Origin of the sequence: Nonomuraea sp. MTCD27 (genome assembly GCF_041950495.1) — a bacterium.
Classification (GTDB): Bacteria; Actinomycetota; Actinomycetes; order Streptosporangiales; family Streptosporangiaceae; genus Nonomuraea.
The window spans coordinates 299,873-323,999 of sequence record NZ_JBGNUW010000018.1; the positions used below are offsets into that span (position 1 = coordinate 299,873).

General features: G+C 72.2%; 22 protein-coding genes. 11 read left to right on the forward strand and 11 right to left on the reverse strand.

The window, feature by feature from the left end:
• From ACBJ59_RS43330 to ACBJ59_RS43355, 6 genes are read left to right on the forward strand one after another with little or no spacing between them, the layout of a single operon-like run.
• Positions 1-2,451 (forward strand): FAD-dependent oxidoreductase, encoded by a 2,451-nt coding sequence (locus ACBJ59_RS43330; RefSeq protein WP_375115919.1) that lies wholly within the window; start codon positions 1-3, stop codon positions 2,449-2,451.
• A complete protein-coding gene (locus ACBJ59_RS43335) occupies positions 2,448-3,650 on the forward strand; it encodes a sarcosine oxidase subunit beta family protein (RefSeq protein ID WP_375115920.1) in 1,203 nt (400 codons plus the stop codon). The genes ACBJ59_RS43330 and ACBJ59_RS43335 overlap by 4 nt, the downstream gene beginning before the upstream one ends.
• Complete coding sequence (locus ACBJ59_RS43340; RefSeq protein ID WP_364133539.1) at positions 3,650-3,892, forward strand: sarcosine oxidase subunit delta; 243 nt, start codon at positions 3,650-3,652, stop codon at positions 3,890-3,892. The genes ACBJ59_RS43335 and ACBJ59_RS43340 overlap by 1 nt, the downstream gene beginning before the upstream one ends.
• Positions 3,889-7,074, forward strand: coding sequence for a 2Fe-2S iron-sulfur cluster-binding protein (locus ACBJ59_RS43345; protein ID WP_375115921.1), 3,186 nt, complete (start codon positions 3,889-3,891; stop codon positions 7,072-7,074). Before ACBJ59_RS43340 ends, ACBJ59_RS43345 begins: the two co-directional genes overlap by 4 nt.
• A gap of 60 nt (positions 7,075-7,134) precedes the next feature.
• Positions 7,135-7,806, forward strand: coding sequence for an HNH endonuclease family protein (locus ACBJ59_RS43350; RefSeq protein WP_375115922.1), 672 nt, complete (start codon positions 7,135-7,137; stop codon positions 7,804-7,806).
• 33 nt (positions 7,807-7,839) lie between these two features.
• Entirely contained in the window at positions 7,840-8,628 is a 789-nt protein-coding gene (locus ACBJ59_RS43355; RefSeq protein WP_375115923.1) for an endonuclease/exonuclease/phosphatase family protein, read from the forward strand.
• 75 nt (positions 8,629-8,703) lie between these two features.
• Here ACBJ59_RS43355 and ACBJ59_RS43360 read toward each other — a convergent pair whose 3' ends face one another.
• From ACBJ59_RS43360 to ACBJ59_RS43370, 3 genes are all read right to left on the reverse strand, one after another.
• A complete protein-coding gene (locus ACBJ59_RS43360) occupies positions 8,704-9,051 on the reverse strand; it encodes a PepSY domain-containing protein (RefSeq protein WP_375115924.1) in 348 nt (115 codons plus the stop codon).
• 66 nt (positions 9,052-9,117) lie between these two features.
• A complete protein-coding gene (locus ACBJ59_RS43365; RefSeq protein ID WP_375115925.1) occupies positions 9,118-10,356 on the reverse strand; it encodes a sensor histidine kinase in 1,239 nt (412 codons plus the stop codon).
• The gene (locus tag ACBJ59_RS43370) at positions 10,353-11,030 is read right to left on the reverse strand and encodes a response regulator transcription factor (RefSeq protein ID WP_364133521.1); all 678 of its coding nucleotides are present in this window, start codon (positions 11,028-11,030) and stop codon (positions 10,353-10,355) included. Before ACBJ59_RS43370 ends, ACBJ59_RS43365 begins: the two co-directional genes overlap by 4 nt.
• Before the next feature lie 92 nt (positions 11,031-11,122).
• Between ACBJ59_RS43370 and ACBJ59_RS43375 the strand changes: the two genes are divergently transcribed.
• Positions 11,123-11,542, forward strand: a complete 420-nt coding sequence (locus tag ACBJ59_RS43375) for a hypothetical protein (protein ID WP_375115926.1) — start codon at positions 11,123-11,125, stop codon at positions 11,540-11,542.
• A gap of 149 nt (positions 11,543-11,691) precedes the next feature.
• Here the strand turns inward: ACBJ59_RS43375 and ACBJ59_RS43380 are convergent, their stop codons facing one another.
• The 3 genes from ACBJ59_RS43380 to ACBJ59_RS43390 form a co-directional block, all read right to left on the reverse strand.
• Entirely contained in the window at positions 11,692-13,596 is a 1,905-nt protein-coding gene (locus ACBJ59_RS43380; protein WP_375115927.1) for a hypothetical protein, read from the reverse strand.
• Positions 13,597-13,658: 62 nt separating this feature from the next.
• Positions 13,659-13,871, reverse strand: a complete 213-nt coding sequence (locus ACBJ59_RS43385) for a DUF2277 domain-containing protein (protein WP_364133512.1) — start codon at positions 13,869-13,871, stop codon at positions 13,659-13,661.
• 3 nt (positions 13,872-13,874) lie between these two features.
• Positions 13,875-14,615 (reverse strand): IclR family transcriptional regulator, encoded by a 741-nt coding sequence (locus tag ACBJ59_RS43390; protein ID WP_375115928.1) that lies wholly within the window; start codon positions 14,613-14,615, stop codon positions 13,875-13,877.
• 46 nt (positions 14,616-14,661) lie between these two features.
• Here ACBJ59_RS43390 and ACBJ59_RS43395 point away from each other — a divergent pair, with 46 nt between their 5' ends.
• Positions 14,662-15,033, forward strand: a complete 372-nt coding sequence (locus ACBJ59_RS43395; protein WP_375115929.1) for a VOC family protein — start codon at positions 14,662-14,664, stop codon at positions 15,031-15,033.
• A complete protein-coding gene (locus tag ACBJ59_RS43400; protein ID WP_375115930.1) occupies positions 15,030-15,401 on the forward strand; it encodes a VOC family protein in 372 nt (123 codons plus the stop codon). The genes ACBJ59_RS43395 and ACBJ59_RS43400 overlap by 4 nt, the downstream gene beginning before the upstream one ends.
• Here ACBJ59_RS43400 and ACBJ59_RS43405 read toward each other — a convergent pair.
• The 5 genes from ACBJ59_RS43405 to aceB are packed head-to-tail and all read right to left on the reverse strand — an operon-like array spanning position 15,376 to position 21,534.
• Complete coding sequence (locus ACBJ59_RS43405) at positions 15,376-16,128, reverse strand: IclR family transcriptional regulator (protein ID WP_375115931.1); 753 nt, start codon at positions 16,126-16,128, stop codon at positions 15,376-15,378. The genes ACBJ59_RS43400 and ACBJ59_RS43405 overlap by 26 nt on opposite strands.
• Complete coding sequence (locus tag ACBJ59_RS43410; protein ID WP_375115932.1) at positions 16,125-17,327, reverse strand: (Fe-S)-binding protein; 1,203 nt, start codon at positions 17,325-17,327, stop codon at positions 16,125-16,127. The genes ACBJ59_RS43405 and ACBJ59_RS43410 overlap by 4 nt, the downstream gene beginning before the upstream one ends.
• A gap of 1 nt (position 17,328) precedes the next feature.
• Complete coding sequence (locus ACBJ59_RS43415) at positions 17,329-18,495, reverse strand: FAD-binding oxidoreductase (RefSeq protein WP_375115933.1); 1,167 nt, start codon at positions 18,493-18,495, stop codon at positions 17,329-17,331.
• Between the two features lie 8 nt (positions 18,496-18,503).
• On the reverse strand, positions 18,504-19,940 hold the full coding sequence (locus tag ACBJ59_RS43420; RefSeq protein WP_375115948.1) for an FAD-binding oxidoreductase: 1,437 nt from the start codon (positions 19,938-19,940) through the stop codon (positions 18,504-18,506).
• 16 nt (positions 19,941-19,956) lie between these two features.
• The gene (aceB, locus tag ACBJ59_RS43425; RefSeq protein WP_375115934.1) at positions 19,957-21,534 is read right to left on the reverse strand and encodes a malate synthase A; all 1,578 of its coding nucleotides are present in this window, start codon (positions 21,532-21,534) and stop codon (positions 19,957-19,959) included.
• A gap of 157 nt (positions 21,535-21,691) precedes the next feature.
• Here aceB and ACBJ59_RS43430 point away from each other — a divergent pair, with 157 nt between their 5' ends.
• Together ACBJ59_RS43430 and hflX are read left to right on the forward strand one after the other, a co-directional pair.
• Positions 21,692-22,384 (forward strand): DUF4097 domain-containing protein, encoded by a 693-nt coding sequence (locus ACBJ59_RS43430; protein WP_375115935.1) that lies wholly within the window; start codon positions 21,692-21,694, stop codon positions 22,382-22,384.
• 108 nt (positions 22,385-22,492) lie between these two features.
• Positions 22,493-23,905: a GTPase HflX gene (gene hflX, locus ACBJ59_RS43435; RefSeq protein ID WP_375115949.1), complete on the forward strand. Its 1,413-nt coding sequence runs from the start codon at positions 22,493-22,495 to the stop codon at positions 23,903-23,905.
• Positions 23,906-24,127 lie beyond the last annotated feature (222 nt).

A 24,127-nucleotide genomic window follows, 5' to 3' on the forward strand; every position in this document is an offset into this window, starting at 1 on the left:
ATGAGTCGGCCCCGATTGGTGATCGTGGGGGCGGGGATCGTGGGCTGTGCCCTCGCCGACGAGCTCACCGAGCGGGGGTGGACGGACGTCACGGTCGTCGACCAGGGACCGCTCTTCGCGGCGGGCGGGTCCAGCTCGCACGCTCCCGGCCTGGTCTTCCAGACGAACCCGTCGAAGACGATGACCGAGTTCGCCGCCTACACCGTGCGCAAGTACACCGCTCTCGGCGAGCGCTGCTTCCGCCAGGTCGGCGGCCTGGAGGTGGCCACCACCCCCGAACGCTGGACCGACCTGCACCGCAAGCAGGGCTGGGCCGAGTCGTGGGGGGTCGAGGCGCGCCTGCTCGACCCCGCCGGATGTGCCGAGCTGTGGCCGCTGCTCGACCGGGACAAGGTGCTCGGCGGGTTCCACGTGCCCAGTGACGGGCTGGCGACGGCGGTCGCCTGCGGTGAGGCGCAGGCGGCGCGGGCCACCGAGCGCGGCGCCAGGTTCCTGGCGGGGCACACGGTGGTCGGCATCGAGGCGCGGGGCGGCCGGGTCACCGGGGTCGCGGTGGTGACCTCGGGGGAGTACCGGACGATCCCGGCCGACGTGGTGGTGTGCGCGGCCGGGTTCTGGGGGCCCTCGATCGGGCGGATGGCCGGGCTGACCGTGCCGCTGCTGCCCCTGGCCCACCAGTACGCCAGGTCCGGCCCGCTGGCCGCGAAGGGGGAGGGCCCGATCCTGCGCCACCAGGACCGTGACCTGTACTTCCGGTGGCACGGCGACCGCGTCGGCATCGGCTCGTACGCGCACCGTCCCATGCCGGTCACCCAGGACGAGATCGGCCCCAAGTCCACCACGATGCCGTCGGTGCAGGCGTTCACCGAGGAGGACTTCGACCCCTCCTGGCGGGACGCGGTCGAGCTGCTGCCCGCGCTGGCCGAGTCCAAGTACGAGGACGGCATCAACGGGATCTTCTCCTTCACCCCCGACGGATTCCCGTTGATCGGGGAGGCGCCGCAGCTGGACGGGTTCTGGCTGGCCGAGGCCGTGTGGGTGACGCATTCGGCCGGGGTGGCGCGGGCGCTGGCCGAGGTGCTGGTGACCGGGCGCTCCGAGATCGACCTGCACGAGTGCGAGCTCAGCCGGTTCGAGCAGGCGCAGCTCTCGCCCGCGTTCATCGAGGAGCGGGGCAAGCAGAACTTCGTCGAGGTCTACGACGTCATCCACCCGCTGCAGCCGATGGAGTCGCCGCGACCGCTCCGTACCAGCCCGTTCCACCCCCGGCAGCGGGAGCTGGGGGCGTACTTCCTGGAGGCGGCCGGGTGGGAGCGGCCGCACTGGTTCGAGGCGAACGTGCCGCTGCTGGAGCGGCTCGTACGCCGCCGCAGGGACGAGTTCGCCGACGTGCCGGAGGAGGCGAAGGGCATGGCCGCGGAGCCGTTCCTGGGCGTCTCCCAGCGGGGCGAGTGGGCGAGCCGGCACTGGTCGCCGGTCGCCGCCGCCGAGGCGCACGCCACCAGGGAGGGGGTCGCGCTCTACGACATGACCCCGCTCAAGCGCATCGAGGTCAGCGGCCCCGGCTCGGCGGCGTTCCTGCAGCGGATGACCACGAACAACGTGGACAGGAAGCCCGGCTCGGTCACCTACACGCTGCTGCTGGACGCGAAGGGCGGCATCCGGTCCGACCTCACGGTCGCGCGGCTGGCCGAGGACCGCTTCCAGATCGGCGCGAACGGCAACCTCGACCTCGACTGGCTGACCCGGCACGCGCCGGGCGCGGTGCGGGTGCACGACCTCACCCCGGGGACCTGCTGTGTCGGCGTGTGGGGGCCGCGGGCCAGGGAGCTGGTGCAGGGCCTGACCGACATGGACCTGTCGCACGAGAACTTCCGCTACTTCGGCTGCAAGAGTGGATACGTCGGGCACGTTCCGGTGCTGGCCCTGCGGGTCTCGTACGTGGGCGAGCTGGGCTGGGAGCTGTACACCGGCGCGGACATGGGTCTCAAGCTCTGGGACACCCTGTGGGAGCCCGGGCTGGCGATCGCGGGCGGGCGGGCGGCGTTCAACAGCCTGCGGCTGGAGAAGGGCTACCGGCTCTGGGGCGTCGACATGACGACCGAGCACAACCCGTACGAGGCCGGGCTCGGCTTCGCCGTCAAGGAAGGCAAGGACTTCATCGGCCGCGACGCCCTCACCACGGAGATCACCCGTAAGCTGGTGCCGCTGGTCTGCACCGAGGTGGTCATGGGCAAGGAGCCGGTCAGGCACGCCGGCCGCACGGTCGGCCACGTCACCAGCGCCTCCTACGGCCACACCGTCCGGCGCCCCATCGCGTACGCGTGGCTGCCGATCGAGCTCGCAGAACCCGGAACGCATGTGGACATTTCCTACTTCGGCCGCCGTGTCCCCGCGGAGGTCGCCGCCGAGCCGCTGTACGACCCCGGGATGGAGAAGATCAGGCGTTGACCCACCCCGACTTCCTCTGGCGCAACCCCGACCCCAGGCCCGCCTACGACGTGGTGATCGTGGGCGGCGGCGGGCACGGCCTGGCCACCGCCTACTACCTGGCCAGGAACCACGGCCTGACGAACGTCGCCGTCCTGGAGCGGGGCTGGCTGGCCGGCGGGAACATGGCCCGCAACACCACGATCATCCGCTCCAACTACCTGTGGGACGAGAGCGCCGGGATCTACGAGCACTCGCTGAAACTCTGGGAGGGGCTCAGCGCGGAGCTGGACTACGACCTGCAGTTCAGCCAGCGCGGCGTGCTCAACCTGGCGCACAACCTGGGCGACGTGCGCGAGGGCAGGCGCCGGGTGAACGCGAACCGGCTCAACGGCGTGGACGCCGAGTGGCTGGACGCGGCCGAGGTCAAGAAGTTCTGCCCGGTCATCAACGTGTCCGGGCAGGCCCGCTACCCGGTCATGGGAGCTACGCTGCAGCGGCGCGGGGGGATCGCCAAGCACGACCACGTGGCCTGGGCGCTGGCCCGCAAGGCGGACGCGTACGGGATCGACCTGATCCAGGGCTGCGAGGTCACCGGTTTCGAGATCACGAACAACCGGGTGACGGCCGTACAGACCTCGCGGGGCCGGATCGCCGCCGGGAAGGTCGCGCTCGCGGCGGCCGGGCACACCTCGGTGCTGGCCGCGCAGGCCGGGATCAGGCTGCCGCTGCAGTCGCACCCGCTGCAGGCGCTGGTGTCGGAGCTGCTGGAGCCGGTGCTCGACTGCGTGGTCATGTCGAACGCCGTCCACGTGTACGTCAGCCAGGCCCACAAGGGCGAGCTGGTCATGGGGGCCGGGATCGACGCGTACAACTCCTACGGGCAGCGCGGTGGCGTGCACGTCATCGAGGCGCAGATGGCGGCGGCGCTGGAGCTGTTCCCGATCTTCAGCCGGGTACGCGTGCTGCGCACCTGGGCCGGGATCGTCGACGTCTCCCCGGACGCCTCGCCCATCATCGGCCCCACCCCTGTCGACGGCCTGTACATCAACGCCGGCTGGGGCACCGGCGGCTTCAAGGCCACCCCCGGATCGGGCTGGGTCTACGCCCACACCCTCGCCCACGGGCGGCCCCACCCGCTGGCGGAGCCGTTCGCGCTGGAGAGGTTCAGCACGGGAGCGCTCATCGACGAGCACGGCGCGGCGGCGGTGGCGCACTGATGCTGCTCATCGACTGCCCGCACTGCGGCCCGCGCGACGAGAACGAGTTCCACTACGGCGGCCAGGCCGGGATCGCGTATCCGCGAGAGGAGACCTCCGACGAGGAGTGGGCCGCCTACGTCTTCCTGCGCGACAACCCCAAGGGCTGGTTCCGCGAGCGCTGGTTCCACGTGCACGGCTGCCGGACCTGGTTCGCCGTCGAGCGGCACACCGTCACCCACGAGATCAGGAAGCCCTCATGAGGTTCACGTTCGACGGCCGGCCGATGCGGGGCGAGCCGGGTGACACGCTGGCCGCCGCCCTCCTGCGCAACGGGGTGCGCGTGGTGGGCCGCAGCGTCGAGCTCGACCGCCCGCGCGGCGTCTTCACCGCCGGCTCCGAGGAGCCGAACGCCCTGGTCCGCGTGGGCGCCGACCCGATGCTGGCGGCCACGACCGTGGAGCTGTACGACGGGCTGGAGGCGTGGAGCCTGCGCGGCAAGGGGCGGGTGGATCCGGACGGCGGCCTCGGCACAGCGGATGAGCGGCGGTGCGACAAGGGCTACCTGCACTGCGACGTGCTCGTGGTCGGCGGCGGGCCGGCCGGGCTGGCCGCCGCGGTGGCGGCGGGGCGGTCGGGCGCGCGGGTGATCCTCGTGGACGAGCAGCCCCGGCTGGGCGGCGACCTGCTGAACGCCCGCCTGCTCCTGGACGGGGCGCCCGCGCTCGACTGGGTGGACGGGCTGGAGCTGCCGGGCCGGGTGCTCACCCGGACGACCGCCGTCGGCTACTACGACCACAACTACGTGGTGGCCGTGCAGCGGCGGGCGCGCGGCGAGCGGTTGTGGCACATCAGGGCGCGCAGGGTGGTGCTGGCGACGGGGGCGCACGAGCGCTCGCTCGCCTTCCCGGGCAACGACCGGCCCGGGGTGATGCTGGCCTCGGCCGCCCGTGCCTACGCCAACCGGTACGGCGTGGCGCCCTGGCGGCGGGCGGTCGTGTTCGCCTGCGCGGACTCGGGCTACGAGGCGGCGCGGGACCTGGCGGCGGCCGGGGTGGAGGTGGTCGCGATCGCCGATCCCCGTGACGACGCCGCTCAGGTGGTGACCGGCACGACCGGCGACGCGGCGGGCATGCTGACCGGGGTCCAGGTGGGCTCCCGGCACATCGAGGCCGACCTGCTGGCGGTGGCCGGGGGCTGGAACCCGGCCGTTCACCTGTTCAGCCAGTCGCAGGGGCGGGTCCGGTTCGACGAGGAGCTGCAGGCGTTCGTGCCGGGCACCTCGGCCCAGGCCGAGCGGTCGGCGGGGGCCTGCAGGGGCCTCTACGGCACCCGCGAGGCCATCGCGGACGGCTACGCCGCCGGGCAGGAGGCCGCCGAGCTGGCGCTGTCAGGCCGGCCGGCCGCGAGCACGCCCCCTGCGGCCGGCGAGGCGGCCGGGAGCGTGCCCGCCGGTCCGGGCACGCAGGGGTTGCGGGTGCCGCAGTGCGACGAACAGCCGCCGCGGCCGCCGGCGGCGCTCTGGACGGTCGCGGGGACCTCCGGCGAGCCCGCCTTCGCCGACCTGCACCGGGACGTGACCGTCGCCGACCTGGCCAGGGCCGCCGGGACCGGGATGCGCTCGGTGGAGCACGTCAAGCGCTACACCACCGCGGGCACCGGCGCCGACCAGGGCAAGACCTCGGGCGCGGTCGTCGTCGGCGTCATGTCCGCCCTCCTCGGGGCCGCGCCGGGCCAGGTGGGGACCACGACGTTCCGGCCCCCGTACGCGCCGGTCTCCTTCGCCACCCTCGCCGGACGCGACCGCGGCGAGCTGTCCGACCCCGTCAGGACCACCGCCCTGCACGACTCCCACGTCGCCAGGGGAGCGGTGTTCGAGGACGTCGGCCAGTGGAAGCGCCCCTGGTACTTCCCCCAGGACGGCGAGCCCATGGAGGCGGCCGTGCGGCGCGAGTGCCACGCGGCCCGCACCGCCGTGGCCGCCATGGACGCCTCCACGCTCGGCAAGATCGACATCCGGGGCGCGGACGCGGGCGCGTTCCTCGACCGGATCTACACGAACATGTACTCCACCCTCGCCGTCGGCGCCTGCCGCTACGGCCTGATGTGCGGGGCGGACGGCATGGTGCTCGACGACGGCACCACCACCCGGCTCGCCGAGGACCACTACCTCATGACCACGACCACGGGCAACGCCGCCACGGTGCTCGACTGGCTGGAGGAGTGGCACCAGACAGAGTGGCCCGGACTGGACGTGTCGTTCACCTCGGTCACCGACCACTGGGCGACCGTCGCCGTGGCGGGACCGCGCGCCAGGCAGGTGCTCGCGGCCGTCGCGCCGGGGGCGCTCGACCTGGCCTTCATGCGGTACGCGGCCACCGACGTGCTGGGCGTGCCGGGACGGGTGTTCCGGATCAGCTTCTCGGGCGAGCTGGCCTACGAGGTCAACGTGCCCTGGCCCTACGGGCGGGCGCTCTGGGAGGCCGTGCTGGACGCCGGCGCGGTGCCGTACGGGACCGAGACCATGCACGTGCTGCGGGCCGAGAAGGGGTTCGCGATCGTCGGCCAAGAGACCGACGGCACCGTCACCCCGCAGGACCTCGGCATGGCCTGGATCGTCTCCAAGCGCAAGCCGGACTTCGTCGGCAAGCGCTCGCACGCCCGCCCCGACACCGCGCGGAGCGGCCGCAAGCGGCTGGTCGGCCTGCTGCCCGACGACCCGGCGGCGCGGATGGAGGAGGGGGCCCAGCTCGTCGCGGCCGGGCGGTCCCTGGACGGCGTGGTGCCGATGCTCGGACACGTGACCTCCAGCTACGACAGCGTGGCGCTCGGCCGCACGTTCGCCCTGGCCCTGGCCAAGGACGTCGCGGCCGGTGACCGGCTGACCGCCGTGTCCGGGGGAGCGGCGCATCCGGTGACCGTGGTGGAGCCCGTCTTCTACGACCCGGAGAACACCCGCCGCGAGGGCGAGCCGTGGACGGGCACGCCCCTCCCCTACGAGGGGGAGTGCCGGGCCGAGAGTCCCGCCGCCGCGTTCGCCGCCCGGTTCGAGGCCGCGTTCGAGGCTGCGGGCGGGGACGGGGTGCGGTTGCGGGAGGTGGCGTTCGAGCCCATGTGGGAGGTGCGGGGCGCGGATCCGGGGGTGGGGCTGCGGCTGGGCCCGTCCTGGTGGCTCGTGTCCGGAAATATCACGCCACGGCCGGGGTGGGTGGACGTGTCGGGGCAGCGTACGATCCTGGAGCTGTCCGGCCCGGAGGCCGAGGAGGTGCTGATCACCGGCTGCCCGCTGGACCTGCGCTCCCTCTCCGGCCACGCCCAGACGCTGCTGGGCCGGACCTCCGTCGTCCTGGAGCGGACGGCTCCCGGAACGTACCGGATCTACGTCAGGTCGTCCTTCACCCGGTATCTGGCGGAGTGGCTCCTCGACGCGATTGACGCTTTATAGGTCTATATCCGGGCATTACCTAGACTTTACGAAAACATCGACGAAAGTCTGGGGGCGGACGTGCGGGTACGGGCGTTCATGGCCGGTCTGGCCACGGCGGTGGCAGTGGCCGGGTGCGGCGGGCTCGAAGCCCGGTCGTCCGGCGGTCCGAAGGCCACGAAACCGGACTCGGCCTCGATCTCCGAGGCCCGCGAGAAGCTCGACAAGCTGGCCGTCAAGGGCCGCGCGCCCAAGACCGGCTTCGACCGCGACGAGTTCGGCCCGGCCTGGTCCGACGTGGACCGCAACGGCTGCGACACCCGCAACGACATCCTCAAGCGCGACCTGGTGGACGAGACGTTCCGGTCCGGCACCCACGACTGCATCGTGCTGACCGGCACCCTGCACGACCCGTACAGCGGCAAGACCATCAAGTTCCGGCGCGGCCAGGACACCAGCATGGATGTCCAGATCGACCACGTGATCCCGCTGTCGGACGCCTGGCAGAAGGGCGCCCGGCAGTGGTCGGCGACCAAGCGCAAGGAGTTCGCGAACGACCCGCTGAACCTCATGGCCGTGGACGGCCCGCTGAACGGCCAGAAGAGCGACTCCGACGCCGCCACCTGGCTGCCGCCCCGCAAGTCGTACCGCTGCACCTACATCGCCCGGCAGGTCGACGTGAAGGCGAAGTACGGGGTCTGGGTGACCTCGGCGGAGAAGACCGCGATGGAAGGCATCCTGGAGAACTGCTGACGTCACGCGGCGGTGTCCGTAAGATCACGATTCATGCGTGTGACAAGACGTACCCATGCGATCGCCGTGTCCGCCCTCCTCACCGCCGCGGCCCTGACCGCACCGCCCGCCCAGGCCGCGGCCGCCAACGTCGTCGTGCTCGACTGGAACGTCCACGGTGAGAGCGCCGACATGAAGGCCATCGCCGAGGTCGTCCGCGACAGCGGCGCCAACGTCGTCACGCTCCAGGAGATCCATCGCCGGCCGGGCGCCGACCAGGTGCGCCAGCTCGCCGACGAGCTCGGCTGGGACATCACGGCCAACGCCCACTTCGGCGCGGGCGACGACGTCGGTCCCTGCGACGACCCGCAGCCGGGCAAGGCGGGGAACGCGATCCTGTCCTCGTACAAGATCGTCGAGCGGGTCACGCTGCCGCTCACGAACTTCACCACCTGCCCCGTCAACCGGTCCATGGCCGGGGTGAAGCTCGACCTCGGCGGCGGCTCGCAGATCCGGGTGTTCACCACCCACCTGTCGCCGGGCCTCTCGCAGACCTCGGTCAGCCGCCGCGAGGCCCAGGCCGCCAAGGTGCTGGACTATTTCGGCTCCAGGTCGCAGATCGTCCTCACCGGCGACTTCAACGCCAGGCCCACCGACGCGCTGTCCAAGCGGTTCGTGAGCGCGGGCTGGACGGACACCGGCGCCAGATACGCCAACAAGCCCACCCTCGGCGACGCCCGCATCGACTACGTCTACACGCGAGGGGTCACGACGACGAGCGGGTCCGTGCTGCCGACCACGCTGTCCGACCACCGGCCCATCGTGATGAGAATGGTTCATTGAATCTCTGAGGAGGGTGGCGCGGCATGGGGACGCCGGCCCACCGAGAGGCGGGCCGGCGTCGTCGGGCAAAGGGGATCAGTCGTCGTCGCCGTCGTCCTGCCGGTCGTCGCTGTCGTCCCGGTCGTTCCGGTCGGTCTCCTGCTTGGTGACCTTGCCCGAGGCCGCGTCGACGTCCACCTCGTGCCGCTCCGAGCCCTTGGTCAGCTCGAGCTCCCACACGTCCGCCTGCCGGCCACGGCGGTCGAAGTCGAGCTCGCTGACCCAGGCTCCCGGCACCGCCTTGTGGGCGATCTCGATGGCCTGCTCGGCCGTGACCTTGGGGGCGGCGGGGGCGGTGGCGGTGGCGGCGTAGGCGGCGCCGCCGCCCGCGACCAGCGCGACGATCCCGGCACCAGTGACAATGAGCTTCTTCGTGATCTGCATGACTCCACGAAACCGCGAGAGCGGGTAACCGGGCGCTAAACGACGGTTAAGGCCACGAGAAGGCGTTCAGGGCGCACCGAGCAGCATCTCGACGCGCGCCCCGCCCTCCTCCGGCCGCGACACGGACAGGCCGCCGCCGGAGGACTCCGCGGTACGCCGGGCGATGTCCAGCCCGAGCCCCGTGGAGCCGCCCGCGCTGTTCCCCCGCTCCAGCAGCGCGGGCTCGAACCCGGGCCCCGCGTCCGCCACGGCCAGCAGGGCCCCGGGAGGGTGCGGCCGGAGCCGTACGGACATGGAGACCCCCTCCGGCGTGTGCGCGAAGACGTTGCCCAGCAGCGCGTCCACGCACGCCGCCAGCTCCTCGGCCCCCACCGCGACCGGCAGCGGCCCGTCCGGCAGGGAGATCGACACCTCCCGCCCCTGGTCCTCGGCCAGCACCGACCAGAACCGCACCCGCTCGCCCACCACCGCCGCCGCGTCGCACGAGTCGCGCCCGGCCGAGCGGCGCCGCGCCTCCGTGATGACCGCGCTCACCGCCCTCTCCAGCGCGTCCACCCTGGTCTGCACCCGGGCCGCCTCCTCCGGGTCCCGCAGCGACTCGGCGTCCAGCCGCAGGCCCGTCAGCGGGGTGCGCAGCCGGTGCGAGAGGTCGGCGACGGACTCCCGCTCGGCCACCAGCAGCTCGTCGATCCGCCCGGCCAGGTGGTTGAGCGCCAGCGCCACGGAACGTACCTCGGGGGGCCCGCCCGGCTCGGCCCTGGCGGTCAGGTCCCCGCCGGCCAGCCGGTGCGAGACCCGCGCCAGGCCGTCCACCGGCTTCGTCACGGCCAGCGCGAGCCGGTCCGCCAGCACGATGCCCAGCGCCACCAGCCCCAGCCCCAGCAGCACCAGGGCCAGCCAGGCCTCCCGCACGCCCCTCATCAGCTCGGCGTCCGGCACGAACACCCTGATCACGGCCGTGCCGCCGGGTGACTGCGCCGAGACGAGCACCTCCCTGCCCCCGGCGGCCTCGGCGGTGACGCTGCGGCCGGTCGCGGCCAGGCGTACGGCGTCGGACCGCGCGGCCCGCGCCCCCACCGCGCTCCCGTCCGGCAGGAACACCGTGACCGGCCGCGACACCTGCTCCACCGCCAGCTCGAGGTCGGGCGTGCCCACCGTGACCGCGACGGACTCGGCGGCGGCCGTGGCCCGGCTCATCGCCCCGTTCTCGGCCACGGCGCGGATCAGCAGCGCCATCGGCACCAGCAGCGCGATCAGCACCAGCGAGGTCGTCGCCGCGACCAGCAGCGCCAGCCACCGCCTCATGAGGGCTCGACCAGCTTGACGCCCACGCCGCGCACCGTGTGCAGGTAGCGGGGCTCGGCGGCCGTCTCGCCCAGCTTCCTGCGCAGCCACGACAGGTGCACGTCCACGGTCTTGTCCGCCCCGCCGTACGGCAGCTGCCACACCTCCGTCAGCAGCTCCCGCTTGGTGACCACCTCGCCGGGCCGCGCGGCCAGGTAGTGCAGCACGTCGAACTCGCGCGGCGTCAGGTCCAGCGCCGCGCCGTCGAGCGTGGCCGTCCGTGCCCGGGGATCCACCCGCAGCGCCCCCACCGCCAGCGGTTCGGGCGCCGACCCGCCGGCCCGCCGCAGCACGGCCCGCACCCGGGCGTCGAGCTGCGCCGCGCTGTACGGCTTCACCACGTAGTCGTCGGCGCCCGCGTCCAGCACCGGCACCATCTCGGCGTCCCCGTCCCTGGCCGTGGCCACGATGACCGGCACCCGGCTGACCGCCCGCAACATCCGCAGCAGCTCCACCCCGTCCAGGTCGGGCAGCCCCAGGTCGAGCACGATCAGGTCGGGACGGTCCTGCACGGCCAGCCGCAGCCCGTCCAGCGCCGTCGGGGAGGAGGACACGGCATGGCCGAGCTCCCGCAGCCCCCGGCTGAGCGCCGTGCGGATCGCCACATCGTCCTCGATGAGCAGAATGTCAGCCATATCAAGAACGTAGACGCTCTGTGGCGATGACTCGGGCAGCCTTAGCGCCGCCTTAACCTGGCCTTAGCCGTACATGGGGGAACCTGAGCGGGATGAAGAGACTCGTCGTGGCCTGGGCCGCCACCGTGCTCGCCGCCACCGGCGCCGCCGTGGCGGTGCTCGGCCTGCTCGGCAACGGCCTCACCGGCACCGACAGCCGCGTCCTCGGCCCGGCCGAGGTGCGCCAGGCCCTGGCCACCGCCACCACGCGCGCCCCCGCCACGCCGGCCGCCGCGCCGTCGCAGACGTCACAGGGCAAGCTGATCCGCAGCGCGGGCGGGAACGTGATCGCCTCCTGCGACGGCGACCTGGTCACGCTGCGCTCGTGGAGCCCCGCCCAGAACTACTCGGTGGACGAGGTCGAGTCGGGGCCGGCGCGGGAGGCGAAGGTCGAGTTCGAGCCGGACGAGGGCGAGGAGATCGAGCTCACCATCGTCTGCTCCGGCGGCCGTCCCGTCACCCGCACCCGGTAGCCGGCCGGGCCACGTACGCCGTCTTGGCGTCGCCCGAGAAGCCGCGGGCCCGGTAGAAGGCGTGGGTCGAGGGCCTGCCCGAGCCCGGCGTAAGGGGAGGCCGACCGGGTGAGCGCGGGGTGCGGCCTCGCGGAACATGCCGGGAGCGCTCAGGAGATCTCGGCGCCGAGGGCCGCCTTGGTCAGCTCCGCCTGGCGGCGGATCTGGCCGAGGACGACGGCGTTGACCCCCTTGGCCTCGAACGTGGCGACCATCCTGTCCATGACCGCGTTCGCCCGCGCCAGGTCGCCCTGCCGCGCCTCCGCCCTGGCCAGGCGGCGCATCACCAGGTTCAGGGTGATGTTGTCGATGGTGGCCGCGCGGGCGACGTGGGTCAGGTGCTCGATGCCCTGCTTGGGGTCCGGCGGCCGGATGCGCAACTCGTTGCCGGGGGTCAGCTCCTTGAACTCCCGCTCGGCGTTCAGCCCCTTGACCAGCCGGGCGTAGACGGCCAGCGGGTGGCCGCCGTAGCGGCTGATGACCTCGTCCAGCGCCAGGTTGCCCGAGCGCAGCTCCGGCGAGTCGGAGCCGAGCAGCGAGAACAGCTTGCCCTGCTCCTCGCCCAGCATGAGCTCGGCCACCTGGTGGTCGTCGCGGGTGACCGGGAAGCGCACCCTGACCAGGCAGGCGGGGGAGACGATGCGGGAGCCGTCGGCGGCGATGTACTGGGCGCGCACGTGATAGTCGCCGGGCTGCTGGAAGTAGTGGCCGTCGCGCCCGTGCCCGATGTACGCACTCCGGTACATGGCCGGATTGCCCGGGTCCAGCCGGATCTCCGGTGAGGTGTCCACGCAGTGCCGCATCATCGGCCGGTACAGCACGGTCCGGCCGCCCGGCTGCGTGATCGAGACCTGGGTGAACTCCGTGTCGGGGTGCAGGTGCCCGTGCGTGGTGCGCGGCTCGCCGGCGTAGGAGAGCTTGAGCTCGACCACGACGGGCTCGCCGAGCTCGAACGACTCCTTGGCGCGCACCTCCAGCCGCAGCCCCGAGCGGTCCTCGACCGGCTGCTCGAAGGGGTCGATCTCGGCGGCCCCGGTGCCGAACGCGTTCGCGCCCATGGCCACGTCGCGGTAGAAGCCGTGCCGCAGGTGCACCAGCTCCGGTTCGGTGAACTGGAACGGGAAGGCGGCCCAGTAGCCCGCCTCGCCGCCGGGGCGGTAGTTCTGCACGTAGTTCATCCAGGACAGGTCGCCGAAGCCGCCGTCGGGGCCCAGCGGCTGGGGCGGGCGGGCCAGGTTCTTCTGCCAGGAGTGCAGCAGGTTGAAGGCGTGCCCGAGCTCGTGCACGTACGTGCGTAACTGCGCCCGCTGCGACTGCGGCGACGTCCCCTGGATCGCGTCGTGGAACACCGCGGCACCCTGCCGCTGCCGGGCGTCGTTGTAGTCGAACATGATCCCCCGGTAGCCGCCCACGTGCTTGCTGGCCACCAGCAGCCACACCCGCCACGCCGGCGCGTCGCCGAACGCGCTGAAGTGCCGGGTCATCGCGTGGTGCAGCTCGGCGTCGTCCCACGCCAGGTCGGAGCCCGACCCGTCGACCGGGATCACCCCCGGCTCGCTCACCCGCAGCTCGATGCCCGCCTCCGCGTAGGCGGCGCCCACCGTCAGCTCCCTGGCCGGCGAGCCGCTCGGCCCGGGCAGCGTACCGGTCCGGTACGACACGAACGGCACGGCCCCGACCACGGAGTCCTGCTCCAGCAGCACGCTGCGGAAGTACGGCGAGGCGAACGACACCTGGTACGTGCGCCCCGCGACCGAGGCCGTACCCGTCCGGTCGTTGATCGTGATGCTCACGTCCCGGACCGAGGTGTCGAACGAGAACCGCCCGCGCCCGTGGATCAGCGTGCCGTCGATCGCCGGGGCGTCGACCAGGAAGGAGCCGGCGTACGAGGTGGTCGCGCCGGCCACGGTGAACAGGTCGCCGCTGATCCGTCCCGTCGGCCTGGCCCCGTCGACGTCGACGCGGAGCGCCAGCCGCGAGTCGCCGTCCTGTCCCTCGTACAACCCGCTGATCATGGGAGCTCCCTGGGGGATCGCTGGGGGTTATACGGGCACACTTCTCCCGGAGACAGGCCCTGTCAACGACTCCCGCGAACTTGGAGTGCCCCCAGCAGTTCCTCCGACGCCCTGGTGATCGCCTCGACGGCCCGGTCGAAGGCCTCGGCGTTGTGCGCGGCGGGTGCGCGGAAGCCCGAGATCTTCCTGACGTACTGCAGCGCCGCGGCGCGCACGTCCTCCTCCGTCACGCTCTCGGTGAACGGCGGGCGGAGGGTTTTGATGCTTCTACACATGCCTCAACCGTAATAGCCGATGCGCTGGCTTATCTCCCGCGCGCCCTCGGCGAGCAGCTCCCCGACCTCCGGCAGCCGGTCCGGCGTCAGCCGGTAGGACGGCCCGGAGGCGCTGACCGCGGCCACGACCGAGCCGTCGGCGCCCCTGATCGGCGCCGCCACCGCGTTCAGCCCGACCTCCAGCTCCTCCACCGTGGCCGCCCAGCCGCGCTCCCTGATCTCGTCGAGCCGCAGCTCCGCCGCCGAGGTGACGGTCCGCGGGGTGTAGCGCTCCAGCTCGGCCGGCGGCCGCAGCGCGCCGTAGGCCAGCAGCACCTTGCCGCTGGAGGTGGCGTGGGAGGGGGTGCGCTGCCCGACCCAGTTGTGGCCGCTGATGGCGGCGGGGCCGCGCACCTGGCTGATGTTGACCGTGTCGCCGTTGCGCGGCACCGCGATGTTGACCGTCTCGCCGATCGCCTCCGCCAGGCGCAGGCACACCGGCCGGCTCTCGCGCGACAGGTCGAGCTGGGCCGTGGCCGCGCCCGCCAGCCGTACGACGCCGAACCCGAGCCGGTAGCGCCCCCGGTCGCCGGTCTGCTCCACCAGCCCGCCCTGCTCCAGCGCCGCCAGCAGCCGGAAGGCCGTGGACTTGTGCACATCGAGCTCCACCGCGAGATCCGTCACCCGCGTGGCGCCGTCGCGGGCGAGGATCTCCAGGATCGCGATGGCACGATCGACGGACTGGATCGACGTGCTGTTGCTCATAGCGCAACAGAGTACTTTGTCGGGGCCGTGTGAAAGCCTGCCGAGCATGGCAGAGAGAACCGGTTATCCCGACGGCGCGCCCTGCTGGGCGCAACTGCTCACGCGAGACGCCGTCGCCGCCGAGCGCTTCTACGCCGGGCTGTTCGGATGGGAGTGCCGTGACCAGGGCGGATGGTCGATGGCCCGGCTCGACGGCCGTCCCGTCGCCGCGATCACCCCTGACCCGCAGGCCGGCGACCCGGCCGCCTGGACGGTCTACCTGGCCACCGCCGACCTCCCGGCGGCCGTCGGCAAGGTGGATGCGGCGGGCGGCAAGCTGATCGAGGGCCCCGCCGGGGGTTACGCGCTGGTGAGCGATCCGGCCGGGGCGAAGTTCGCGATCTACCAGCCGGGGGGGGGGTCGCCGGGGCGGGGGTGACCGCCGAGCCGGGGGCGATGAGCTGGGCCGAGGTCAACGTGCCCGACGGCGAGGCGGCCGACGCGTTCTACGGGGCGCTGTTCCCCTACGAGAGGGAGCCGGTGCCGGGCGGGATCGACTACGCGGTCTACAAGGTGGGCGGCGAGCCGGTCTGCGGGCGGCTGCGGATGGACGAGCACTGGGAAGGGGTGGCGCCGCACTGGATGGTCTACTTCGACGTGGCCGACCTGGGCGCCGCCGTGGCCAGGCTGCCCGAGCTGGGCGCGGAGGTGCCGGTGCCGCCGTTCGACTCCCCCCATGGCCGCATCGCGGTCGTCCACCACCCGGGCGGGGGCGGCTTCTTCAGCCTGCGCCAGCCACGGGGCTGAGCTCGCCGCCGAAGTCGAGGGCGATCTTGCGCATGCCCTCGGCGAGGTCGTCGCGGTCCAGCGCGTCGATCCGCTCGGCCGGTCCCGAGACCGACATCGCGGCCACCACCCGGTCGCCGTCCCACACGGGCACGGCCAGGCAGTGCACGCCGAGCTCCTCCTCGCCCAGGTCCATGGCATAGCCACGGCTCTTGACGGTGCCGAGCTCGGCCAGCATGGCGGCCACGTCGGTGATCGTGTTCGGGGTGCGGCGGGGCATGCCCGTGCGCTCGAACACGGCGACCGCGTCCGGCGCGGGCCGCCCGGCCAGCAGCACCTTGCCCACCGCCGTGCTGTGCGGCAGCACCCGCCGGCCGACCTCGGCGAACATCCTCAGCCTGCGCGGCGAGGGCACCTGGGCCACGTAGACGACGAAGTCGCCTTCGAGCACGGCCAGGTTCGCGGTCTCGCCGGACAGCTCGACCATCTTGGTCAGGTAGGGCTGCGCCCACACGCCGACCATGCTCTCCGCGATGCCGCCCAGCCGTACGAGGCCGCCGCCCAGGGCGTAGCGCCGGTCGGACTCCTGGCGTACGTAGCCGCGGGCGAGCAGCGTCTGCAGCAGCCGGTGGATGGTGCCGTACGGCAGCCCGGTCCTGGTGGCGATCTCCGACAGGCCGGCCTCGCCCCCGTGCTCGGCCAGGGCTTCCAGCACGTCGAGCGCCCGCTCGACCGACTGGACACTCATAGGGTGACCCCGCGCAGGGAGGCGTCCAGCACCTCGGCCGTGTGCGCCACCCTGATGTCCGCGCCGCCGCGCCGCACGGCCGCCGCGATCTGCATCGTGCACCCGGGGTTGGCCGAGACGAGCAGGTCGGCGCCGGTGGTCGCGACCGCCGCGGCCTTCCGGTCGCCCAGGTCGCGGGCGGCCTGGGGCTGCAACAGGTTGTACGTGCCCGCCGACCCGCAGCAGATGGCCGACTCCGGGATCTCGCGCAGCTCCAGCTCCGGGATGCCCCTCAGCAGCTCGCGCGGCTGCGCCCGCACACCCTGGGCGTGGGCCAGGTGGCAGGCGTCGTGGTAGGCGACGGTGAGCGGCAGCGGGTGCCGCTTGGCCACGGGGCCCAGCTCGGCCAGGTATTCCGACAGGTCCATGACCCGGAACGCGGGCTCGTGCCCGAGCAGCTCGGCGTACTCCTTCATCGTGGAGCCGCAGCCGGCCGCGTTCACCACGACGGTGTCCACGCCGGCCCGCTCGAACACCCGCACCGTGCCGCGCGCCAGCCGCTTGGCCTGCGCGTCGAGCCCGGAGTGCACGCTGAGCGCCCCGCAGCAGCCCTGCTCGGGCGGGATGACCACGTCGCAGCCCTCCAGCGCCAGCACCCGCGCGGTGGCCGCGTTGACCTGCGGGAAGAACTCCCGCTGCACGCACCCGGTGAGCATCCCGACCACGGCCCGCCGCTCGCCCCTGGCATGCACCACGCGCGGCAGGCGCTGGCGGTGCTCCACGTGCGGCGCGAGCGTGGCCATGGCGCCCAGGCTCGGGTGCACCCGGGCGAGGAACGGCGCCATCCGCTCCGCCAGCCACATCGTCGGCCGCAGCAGCCGCAGCCGGCGCGGGTAGGGGAACAGGCTGAACACGATGCCGCGCACGGCCCGCTCCTGCGGCGGGCGTACGTGGTGCCGCTCCACCTCGACCCGGGTCAGCTCGATCAGCCGGTCGTACTGGACCCCGGAGGGACACGCCGTCACGCACGCCATGCAGCCCAGGCAGGCGTCGAAGTGCCCGGCCATCTCAGGGGTGATCGGGGTGCCCTCGACGTGCTGCTGCATGAGGTGGATGCGCCCGCGCGGCGAGTCCATCTCCTCCCCCCACAGCGCGTACGTCGGGCACGTAGGCAGGCAGAACCCGCAGTGCACGCAGTCGTTGATCAGCTTCGGATCCACGTCAGATGCCTCCCACGAACCGGCCGGGAGACATCCTGCGCCCGGGATCGAACCGTTCCTTGACCCGCCGCATCAACGGCAGCCCGCTCACGTGCCCCCACCTGTCGACCCCCTCGTACGGCGTGGCGAGCACGCTCACCCGCCCCCCGGCCGCCTCCACCCGCTCGCGCAGCCCGGAGACCGCCGCGGCCAGCTCGTCCTCCTCCATCGCCCGCCACGACTCCAGCAGCACCCGCCCGGAGACCGGCGAGCCGCGCAGGGCCAGCCCGCCCCTGGCCGCCGCGTCGAGCACGGCCAGCGTGCCCGAGGCCGGGAACCGCACCTCGACCAGCACCTCGTCACCCTGGATCAGCCCCCACCACGACGGCGGCTCCCCGGTCACCGTGCCCTTGCCGATCAGCTCGCGCAGCGCCTCGGCCCTGGCCTCGGCCGCCGTGCCCTCCACCAGCGCGGCCAGGCCGACCGGTCCGGCGGGGTCCGGCCGGTCCACCTCGACCGCGCTCGGCTCGGCCTGCGAGGCGGCCAGCGCCGCGGCGATCGGCGGCACCTCGGCGGGGTCGAGCTCCGCGACCGCCCAGCGGCGGCCGGCGGGCAGCGGGTGCAGGCGGAAGGTGGCCTCCGCGATGACGCCGAGCGTGCCGTACGAGCCGGTGAAGAGCTTGCCCAGGTCGTAGCCCGCGACGTTCTTCACCACCTTGCCGCCCGACTTGGCGACGGTCCCGTCGGGGAGCACGACGGTGATGCCGATGAGCAGGTCGCGGGCGGTGCCGTAGCGGAACGCGCGCGGCCCCGGCATCGGGGCGGCCAGCGTGCCGCCGACCGTCGCGTCCTCGGCGAACGGCACGTCGAGCGCCAGCTCCTGCCCCTTGCCCGCCAGGGTCTCCGACAGCGCCGCCATCGTCACCCCGGCCTGCGCCCGCACGACGAGGTCGCCGGCCGCGTGCTCCAGGACCTCGTTCATGCAGCACATGTCCAGCAGGACGTCGCACCGCTCGGGCGGCGGGCCCCAGTGCAGCTTCGTGCCGCCGCCCGCGGGCACCACCGCCAGGTCCTGCTCGGCGCAGGCCCGCAGCACGGCCGCGACCTCCTCCACGGTCTCCGGCAGCGCGACCAGGCTGGGCCGCACCCCGCTCACCGCGTCGTCCGCGCCGGCCGGCCTGGTCGTCACCCCGCCGATCAAAACTGCTCCGCCTTCCCGGACTCGACGAGCGGATGCACGCCTTTGCGCACGCCCGGCACCTCGCCGCACAACCTCGGGGTGGGGAACACCTTGCCCGGGTTCGCCAGCCCGCGGGGGTCGAACGCGCACCGGACGAGCTGCATGGTGTCCAGGTCGTCCTCGCTGAACATCCTCGGCATGTATCGGGATTTGTCCACCCCGACTCCGTGCTCGCCCGTGATGGAGCCGCCGTGCTCGATGCACAGGTCCAGGATCGCGCCCGAGACCACCTCGGCCCGCTCGCCCGCCCCCGGCTCCCCGTCGTCGAACAGCACCAGCGGGTGCAGGTTGCCGTCCCCGGCGTGGAAGACGTTGGCCACCCTGATCCCGTGCTCCTGCGAGAGCCGGTCGATGGCGGCCAGCACGGCGGGCAGCGACGTACGCGGGACCACGCCGTCCTGCACGATGTAGGCCGGGCTGATGCGCCCGACGGCGGCGAACGCGGACTTGCGGCCCTTCCAGATCGCCGCCCGCTCGTCCGGCCCGGCCGCCACCCGCAGCTCGAACGCCCCCGAGCAGATCTCCCGGAGCTGCGCGAACTGCCGCTCCACCTCGGCCGCCGGCCCGTCGAGCTCGACGATCAGCACGGCCCCGGCGCCCTCGGGGTAGGAGCAGGCCACCGCCGCCTCGGCCGCCGCGATGGCCAGCGCGTCCATCATCTCGATCGCGGCCGGCACGATGCCGGCCCCGATGATCGCCGAGACCGCCTGCCCGCCCTGCTCGATGCTCTCGAACGCGGCCAGGACCGTGGTCACGGCCTCGGGCGCGCGGCTGAGCCGTACCGTGATCTTGGTGGCGATGCCCAGCGTGCCCTCCGAGCCGATGAACGCCCCGAGCAGGTCGTAGCCCGGGTCCATGCGGTCGAGCGTGACCAGGTCGCCGTCGGGGGTGACGATCTCGCAGGCCTCGACGTGGTTGACGGTGAAACCGTATTTGAGGCAGTGGGCGCCGCCGGAGTTCTCCGCCACGTTGCCCCCGATCGAGCAGACCTGCTGGCTGGAGGGGTCGGGGGCGTAGTAGTAGCCGCGGTCGCGGACGGCCTCGGTGATGGCCAGGTTCGTGACGCCGGGCTCCACGACCGCCCGGCGGTCGTCCAGGTCGACCTCCAGGATCGCGCGCATCTTGGAGGTGACGATCAGCACGCCGTCCTCGCGGGGGAGCGCGCCCCCCGACAGGCCCGTGCCCGACCCCCGGGCCACGAATGGCACGCCGAAGTCGTTGCACAGGCGTACCACGCGGGCGACCTGCTCGGCCGTGTTCGGCAGCACGACCACGGCGGGGGTCGCCCGGTGGTAGGTGAGGCCGTCGCACTCGTAGGTGCGCAGGCGTACCGGATCGGTGATCACCGAGTCGTGGGGCAGCAGCGACCGCAGGGCTGCTATCAGCGTTTCCATCACCGATCCCCCTTTCTTATGGCATTTGAGCATAGGCCGGAAGCGTCAGGAACTCCGCGAAGTCGTCGTCCAGCGCCACCTCCTTGAACAACGCCGTCGCCTGCCCGAACAACTCCTCGTCGTAGGCGGGCTCCTGGGCGATCTTGGCCAGCTCCTCGGAGATGATCCGCTCGACCAGCTCCTTCGTCACCTGCGCGCCCGTGTCCTTCAGCCTGATGTCGTTGTGGATCCACTGCCAGATCTGCGAGCGCGAGATCTCGGCGGTGGCGGCGTCCTCCATGAGGTTGTGGATGGCCACCGCGCCCAGCCCGCCCATCCAGGCGGCCAGGTAGCGCAGCGCCACGTCCACGTTGTTGCGCAGCCCCGACTCGGTGATCCCGCCCGGCGTCTCGGACACCGCCAGCAGGTCGGCGGCGGACACGCTGACGTCCTCGCGCAGCCGGTCGAGCTGGTGGGGCCGCGAGCCCAGCACCCCGTCGAACACCTCGCGGCAGATCGGCACCAGGTCCGGGTGCGCCACCCACGACCCGTCGAACCCGTCGCCCGACTCGCGCGTCTTGTCCGCCCGCACCTTCTCCAGCGCCACCGCGTTCACCTCGGGATCCCGGCGCGACGGGATGAACGCCGCCATCCCGCCGATCGCGTGCGCGCCGCGCTTGTGGCACGTGCGCACGAGCAGCTCGGTGTACGCGCGCATGAACGGGGCGGTCATCGTCACCGCGTTCCGCTCCGGCAGCAGGAACTCGCGGCCCCGGGTGCGGAACTTCTTGATCACGCTGAACAGGTAGTCCCAGCGGCCCGCGTTGAGCCCCGCCGAGTGGTCGCGCAGCTCGTAGAGGATCTCCTCCATCTCGAACGCCGCCGGGTACGTCTCGATGAGCACGGTCGCCCTGATGCTGCCGTGGGGGATGCCGAGCAGCTCCTGAGCCCTGGTGAACACGTCGTTCCAGAGCCGGGCCTCCAGGTGGGACTCGATCTTGGGCAGGTAGAAGTACGGGCCCTTGCCCTTGTCGAGCTGCCGCTGGGCGCAGTGGAAGAAGTAGAGCCCGAAGTCGAACAGCGACCCCGAGACCGGCTGCCCGTCCACCTGGGCGTGCTTCTCGTCCAGGTGCCAGCCGCGCGGGCGCACCACGACGGTGGCCAGCTCGGCGTCGGGCCTGAGCGCGTACGCCTTGCCGCCGGACTCGAAGTCGATCGTACGGTCGAGCGCGTCGCGCAGGTTGAGGTGGCCGGACACGCAGTTTTCCCACAGGGGGGAGTTGGCGTCCTCGAAGTCGGCCAGCCACACCTTGGCGCCGGAGTTGAGGGCGTTGATGGTCATCTTCTTGTCGACCGGGCCGGTGATCTCGACGCGACGGTCCTCCAGCCCGGGCGCCGGGGGCGCGACCTGCCAGTCGGCCTCCCTGACCTCCTTGGTCTCCGGCAGGAAGTCGAGCATGCCGCCCGCCGACAGCTCCGCCTGGCGCGTCTGGCGGGCGTCAAGCAGCTCCAGCCGCCTGGCGCCGAACTCCCGCTGGAGAGCCGCCACGAAGTCGAGCGCCTCCGGCGTGAGGATCTCGTCGAACCGGTCGAGCATCGGGCCGGTGATCTCCATGGGTCCTCATCTTTCCGCATCCTGGAAAACGACTTCTGGATTGTGGAAGTTAAGCTACCCCCCTGACATAGGCGGGTCAAAGGTTGGGGTTACCTCGGGGGCGCCTAGGGGGTGTTCCGGATGTCGGTCGAGGGCGCTTCACGGCAGGATTTCCAGCATGAAGACGATGGCGATCGCGGGCGGCCTGCTGGCCTCCGCCGTGCTGCTGACCGGATGCGGGCTCGCGAGCGTGGCCGGTCCGGGGAGCGAGGAGACGGCCTCGTACCAGGTGACGGAGAAGGTCACCAAGCTCCAGCTCAAGAGCAACTCCGGCGACGCCGTGATCACGGAGACGGACGGTTCCGCGGTACGCGTCGTCGAGACACTGCGCTGGCGCGGCGGCGACAAGCCCAAGCCGGAGCACAAGGTCGAGGGTGACGCGCTGTTCCTCACGTACAGCTGCCCCTCGGACTGGGGGAGCTGCGGCGTCGACTACAAGATCGAGATTCCCAAGGGGCTGCACGTCGACCTGGACAGCGGCTCGGGCAACCTCACGCTCAGGAGCCTGACCGGGCCGATCGACGTGCACGTGGGCTCGGGTGACGTGGACGCCGCGGACCTGCGGGGCAAGAAGGTGATCGCCGACGCGGGGTCGGGGAACATCGACCTCAAGTACGCCGCCGCGCCGGAAAGCGCCGAGCTGAAGACAGGATCGGGGGATATCACGCTGAATGTTCCCGATGGTGCTTATGACGTGAAAACGGATGTTGGATCCGGCGACGCCAACGTTTCGGTCAAGAACGACGGCGCCTCACCGAACAAGATCTCGCTCACCGCGGGTTCCGGTGACATCACCGTGGCGCCTGCTTGACAGGGACGTGAGGTACCTGGATAACCAGGTGATTGCGCCGGGGATGTCATGCCACCATCGTGGGAAGACATCGAGGTGTCCAGACGTTCCCTAATAGAGATGACACGAATGCACGAATACACCGCGCTCGACGAGTTCGAGACCGGCGACATGGACCTCGAGGAGCGCCAGGCGCTGCGGCGCGTGGCGGGCCTCTCCACCGAACTCCAGGATGTCTCCGAGGTCGAGTACCGGCAGTTGCGGCTCGAGCGGGTCGTCCTTGTCGGCGTCTGGACCTCCGGCACCTCGGAGGACGCCGAAAACTCCCTCCTGGAGCTCAAGCTCCTGGCCGAGACGGCTGGGTCGCAGGTGCTCGACGGGCTCATCCAGCGCCGCCAGAAGCCCGACCCGGCAACCTACATCGGCTCGGGCAAGGCCCTGGAGCTGCGTGACGTGGTCGAGTCCACCGGGGCCGACACCGTGATCTGCGACGGCGAGCTGGCCCCCGGGCAGCTCCGCCAGCTCGAGGAGACGGTCAAGGTCAAGGTCATCGACCGCACCGCGCTGATTCTCGACATCTTCGCCCAGCACGCCAAGAGCCGAGAGGGCAAGGCCCAGGTCGAGCTGGCTCAGCTCTCCTACCTGCTGCCGCGCCTGCGCGGCTGGGGTGGCAACCTGTCCCGGCAGGTCGGCGGTCGCGCCGCCGGCGGTGTCGGCATCGGTGGCCGCGGCCCCGGTGAGACCAAGATCGAGCTGGACCGCCGGCGCATCCGCGAGCGGATGTCGAAGCTGCGCCGGCAGATCAGCGGCATGTCCACCTCGCGCGACACCATGCGCTACCAGCGCCAGCGCCGCGAGGTGCCGGCCGTGGCGATCGCCGGTTACACCAACGCCGGCAAGTCCTCGCTGCTCAACCGCATCACCGGTGCGGGCGTGCTGGTGGAGGACGCGCTGTTCGCCACCCTCGACCCGACCGTGCGCCGCGCGCGCACGCCGGAGGGCAGGCTGTTCACGATCGCCGACACCGTCGGCTTCGTCCGGCACCTGCCGCACCAGCTCGTCGAGGCCTTCCGCTCCACGCTGGAGGAGGTCGCCGACGCCGACCTGATCCTGCACGTGGTGGACGGCTCGCACCCCGACCCCGAGGGGCAGCTCGCGGCGGTGCGCGAGGTGTTCGCCGACATCGAGGGCGCGCCCGACGTGCCCGAGATCGTGGTGATCAACAAGGCCGACGCGGCCGACCAGGAGGTGCTCGACCGGATCGCCAGGCGCGAGCGCGACAGCATCGTGGTCTCGGCGCGCACGGGCAAGGGCATCCCCGAGCTGCTGAGGCTCATCGAGGAGCGGCTGCCGCGGCTGGATCACGAGGTCCATCTGCTGGTGCCGTACGACAGGGGTGACCTGATCTCGCGGGCCCACAAGGAGGGCGAGGTGCTCTCGGTGGACCACGTGGAGGACGGCACGATCCTGCACGCCAGGGTGCTTCCGAGCCTGTCCCAGGAGCTGCTGCGCGTGGGCAAGCCGGTGGAGCGCGTCTCCTAGCCCTTTCTTCGCTGTCCGGCATGGTTGGGCAGCTCTCGCCGCAAAGCGCGCAGAGCTGCCCAAAAGCGGCAGTGGTCCCCGAACCCTGGGATTGCTAGGATTGGCCAGACCTAACGTTGGTCTGGTCTTTGGTTTGGGTTCTGGTTTCAATGCTGACTGCAGGTGGTCGAGTCGTCAGCGGGGGTCATGGGGGCAAGGTAGGGCTGCGTGACGCGTGGGATG